Below are 3,287 nucleotides of genomic sequence, written 5' to 3'. Positions count from 1 at the left end.
TGCGTGCCGGCCTACGCACCTACGCGCCGGTGGACGAGATCGATCGGCAGTTGGCCCGTCCCGACTTCGCGGCCCTGATCTATCCGGTCGTCACGCTGGAGCCGCCTTACGACAACACGGGCACCCGGCGGAACCTCGTCGGCGAGCAGCCGAAGCCCGAAGCGCGGACCGCCTAGTCGCTCCAGACACAGTTGCGTCCGGGCTGCCCGCCGCTCTTCCTCGTGCAGACCGACGACGATCCCGTGATCAGTCCGGAGAACAGCCGCATCCTCGACACGGCCTGTCGGCACATGAGCGTCCCGGTCGAGTTCCACCGCTTCAGCAAGGGCGGCCATGGTTTCGGCATTGGGGAGCCGGGCACGCCCGCAAGCGTCTGGCCCACCCTCTGTCATGCGTGGCTCCAGACCCTCGACATGCTGGGTTGAAGGCTGAACGTCGCTTCCGGTGCGGCCGACCGGGGCGCTGATCTCACCTAGGTCAGGGGCTCATCCGGACACCGCGATCCGCGCACGGTGCCTGGATAAGCCAGGCCGGCGAACGCCTTCAAGGATCATGCCGGGAGCGGGTTTTCCTGAAGCCCGCTGCAGCCAGGTTGGCTTTGGAGCAATTTTTGGCAGTACGTTCAACCTGAGATAATTTGTAAACGTATAAGCTGCTATATAGGGACGGTAATAGCAATCTAGCAATATGTATGACGGCGCATGATTGAAACTCATGGAAGATTCCTTTTAGAGACTGGCAGCGAAGCGACATGCGTCGCCATCATATCAACAAGTGCGCGCATCGAAATAAGAAGGCGAGGTGGGCTACCAGTGGTCCGGCCCGGCATGAAGACGACGTGCTATCTTGATGCAATCGGCGTGGTGCCTGGTCGGATAAGCGAGGTAAATTCCGCTGGGTTCACTATGCTCGTTGAAGCCAGTGCAGGGCGCAAGGCGAGGATCGACAATCGACTTGCTTGGCTTCGTGCTCACGCCAACGACACAGCCGATCAGCGGAATGATCCTCGGATCGTACCCACCCAACGCGCTGTAAACGTTACACTATCGAACGGTCAGACTGTCCGCGCAGAGATCGTTGATCTTTCGATGTCAGGTGTGGCCCTCGCGACGAGCGAACGACCTTATCCTGGTTCAGCCGTGACCGTCGGAAAGCGGTTCGCCATTGTCGTCCGACACACTGCCGACGGGATCGCTGTTCGTTTCAAGCTTCCATACAGCCCAACGACCTTCAATGAATGCGTGGTGCTGTGATGGGGCATCCAGAGATCGAGCGCCGCAGTGCGCCGCGCAAGCGAGTTCTTAAGACCGCCAAGATCATCTTCCCCAACGGGGCGTCAGTGATGGACTGCACGGTCCGAAACGTCTCGGACGTGGGGGCGAAGCTCACCCTGCCGTCAGCAATCGGGGTGCCGGAGGCGTTCACTCTGCTGATTGAGGCAGATGGGGTTCAACATGCCTGCAGGCTCATCCGTCGAGAGAACGAGGCGATCGGGGTTCAGTTCATTTCGACAACATTGAATTTTTGAAGCTAATCAGCCCTTCAGCGGAAATCCTCAGTTCAACTGCAAACTGCCTCTTGGGCTTGTCGTCAAGCCGCTGATATGAGCATCAAGTTGATCCCGGATCTCGCGGGCCATCGCGAGATCGAGACGTAGACGTGCAGCTACAATGGGATCAGGCTGTACGCTGCCATCCATGAGCACGGCCATCCGGTCCGTGAACAAGTTGAGCGCGACCGTCTGACCGTTTAGGACAATACTGACAGCGCCCGTAATATGCCGAACGGGAACTTCATCAGGATCGGGCGTGGCATCACTTGGCATCCCTTGAATTCCTATAGAACTGAGAAACCACAATCGAGGCGTCATGTCCCACAATGCTCTGCGAGCAAGTCGACGCACTTAGATAGCATTGATAGAATCAAATATCTAGGTTAATGAAAAGTAAAAAATATAGATCAGGTTGCCTTCTTTTCATTCGCCGAGCGACGTTTCTTCGATATGAGTCTATCTCAAGTTGTGCATGTCCATCAGCACAACCCAGACGCGTCCCATTCTTCGAACAGAATATCCATTTGGAGCAAATCTAGGTGTCTTGTTCGCCGAACGAACGCGACGGGATAAGCGTTTGATTTTGCTTGCGATGCGCCTGTGCTGTCGCAGCAATGGAAAATTCCATGTCGATCAGAACACTCGCGCTCGCTGTATCGTACACCCTCGCCCTGTCTGGCGCCGCACTCGCGCAGGCAACTGCTCCCTCTGGTACGTCCGGAACTGGGATGGGGACCAGCAGCACCGGAAGGTCAACCACCGGCCAGCGAAGGAACTCGAAACTCCTGGCGGCGTGAACGCCGGCGGTGGGACGGGTTCAAACCCAATGATGGCGCCGGGAGCGAATGGGATGAGCACAGGGGCCAGTGCGCCGGGCGCCGGAAGTTCAGGCACCACCGCCCCGTCGACGGGCGGCACCGGAGCACGCTGAGCTTGAAGGCCCCTATCGTCAACAGCTCTGCGCCGCCGCCTGATCAGATCACAGGCTGGCGGGCAGGGTCAGCTACAGCAGCGCAGTCGCCGCTTCCTGGACCTGCGCCGCTGGCGTTTCGCTACCGGGCCAGATCTGCTTGATCGTCTCACGTAGGGCTGCCGGCATGAACGGCTTGACCAAGCAGGCGTTCACACCTGCCCGACGCGCGGCGACAAAGCAGTGGGCCTGGTCCTTCGTCGTCATGATGACGAACGGCGTCTCTCGAAGCTGCGGATCCTCACGCACCTGACGGAGCAGCTCGTATCCAGTCATCGGATGCATGTTCCAATCTGCGATGACGAGGCCGTAGCGGCGCTGGTTCAGCATCGCGAGCGCAGCGGCTCCATCGCCAGCCTCGTGCACGTCGGTCTACCCAACCTGTTCGAGGGTCGTCCGCACCACGGCGCGGATCAAAGGCACATCGTCCTCGACGAGCACAGGAAGCGTTCGAGGTGATGTCACAAATCCTACAGCGACGACGGTTCGGCCGCGTCCTGATCTGCTCACGGGGCAGGGGACCCCAGATATCACCAGCGAAAGCTAGTATGCGACACAGCTCGGGTTACAGACTGGCGGCCCCTGGTCTGAAGCAAGTTACCGCGACGGGTGCCGCGATGTGCCGGTGACCTGACCGGTATTTTGGACCGAGCCGATTGAGAGGCTACTGCATGGTGGCGGCCATGGGTAGCCGAAAGGCCAGACCCGGGTAGCTGACGGGCGCGGGCGGCCGATAGCCCAGCGACGAATGCGGTCGAACGCGGT

The 3,287-nt window shown here is 59.5% G+C and carries 5 protein-coding genes; 3 read left to right on the top strand and 2 right to left on the bottom strand.

The window, feature by feature from the left end; all coding sequences use genetic code 11:
* Positions 1-221 precede the first annotated feature (221 nt).
* From MKK64_RS11970 to MKK64_RS11965, 3 genes are all read left to right on the top strand, one after another.
* Entirely contained in the window at positions 222-425 is a 204-nt protein-coding gene (locus MKK64_RS11970) for a hypothetical protein (RefSeq protein WP_243935074.1), read from the top strand.
* Between the two features lie 276 nt (positions 426-701).
* Positions 702-1,253 carry a PilZ domain-containing protein gene (locus tag MKK64_RS28415; protein ID WP_409567936.1) on the top strand — a complete coding sequence of 184 codons (552 nt, stop codon included), beginning with the start codon at positions 702-704 and terminating at the stop codon, positions 1,251-1,253.
* Positions 1,238-1,528 carry a PilZ domain-containing protein gene (locus MKK64_RS11965; protein ID WP_243935073.1) on the top strand — a complete coding sequence of 97 codons (291 nt, stop codon included), beginning with the start codon at positions 1,238-1,240 and terminating at the stop codon, positions 1,526-1,528. The genes MKK64_RS28415 and MKK64_RS11965 overlap by 16 nt, the downstream gene beginning before the upstream one ends.
* 27 nt (positions 1,529-1,555) lie before the next feature.
* On the opposite strand, the gene MKK64_RS11960 is transcribed toward MKK64_RS11965, so the two are convergent.
* Together MKK64_RS11960 and MKK64_RS11955 are read right to left on the bottom strand one after the other, a co-directional pair.
* Positions 1,556-1,825 carry a hypothetical protein gene (locus tag MKK64_RS11960; RefSeq protein WP_243935069.1) on the bottom strand — a complete coding sequence of 90 codons (270 nt, stop codon included), beginning with the start codon at positions 1,823-1,825 and terminating at the stop codon, positions 1,556-1,558.
* 730 nt (positions 1,826-2,555) lie between these two features.
* Positions 2,556-2,888 (bottom strand): response regulator, encoded by a 333-nt coding sequence (locus tag MKK64_RS11955; RefSeq protein ID WP_313898911.1) that lies wholly within the window; start codon positions 2,886-2,888, stop codon positions 2,556-2,558.
* Positions 2,889-3,287: the final 399 nt, after the last annotated feature.

Origin of the sequence: Methylobacterium sp. E-025 (genome assembly GCF_022829705.1) — a bacterium.
Lineage (GTDB): Bacteria > Pseudomonadota > Alphaproteobacteria > Rhizobiales > Beijerinckiaceae > Methylobacterium.
Note: the sequence above shows the minus strand (reverse complement) of the source record. Positions and strands in the feature narration are given on the sequence as shown.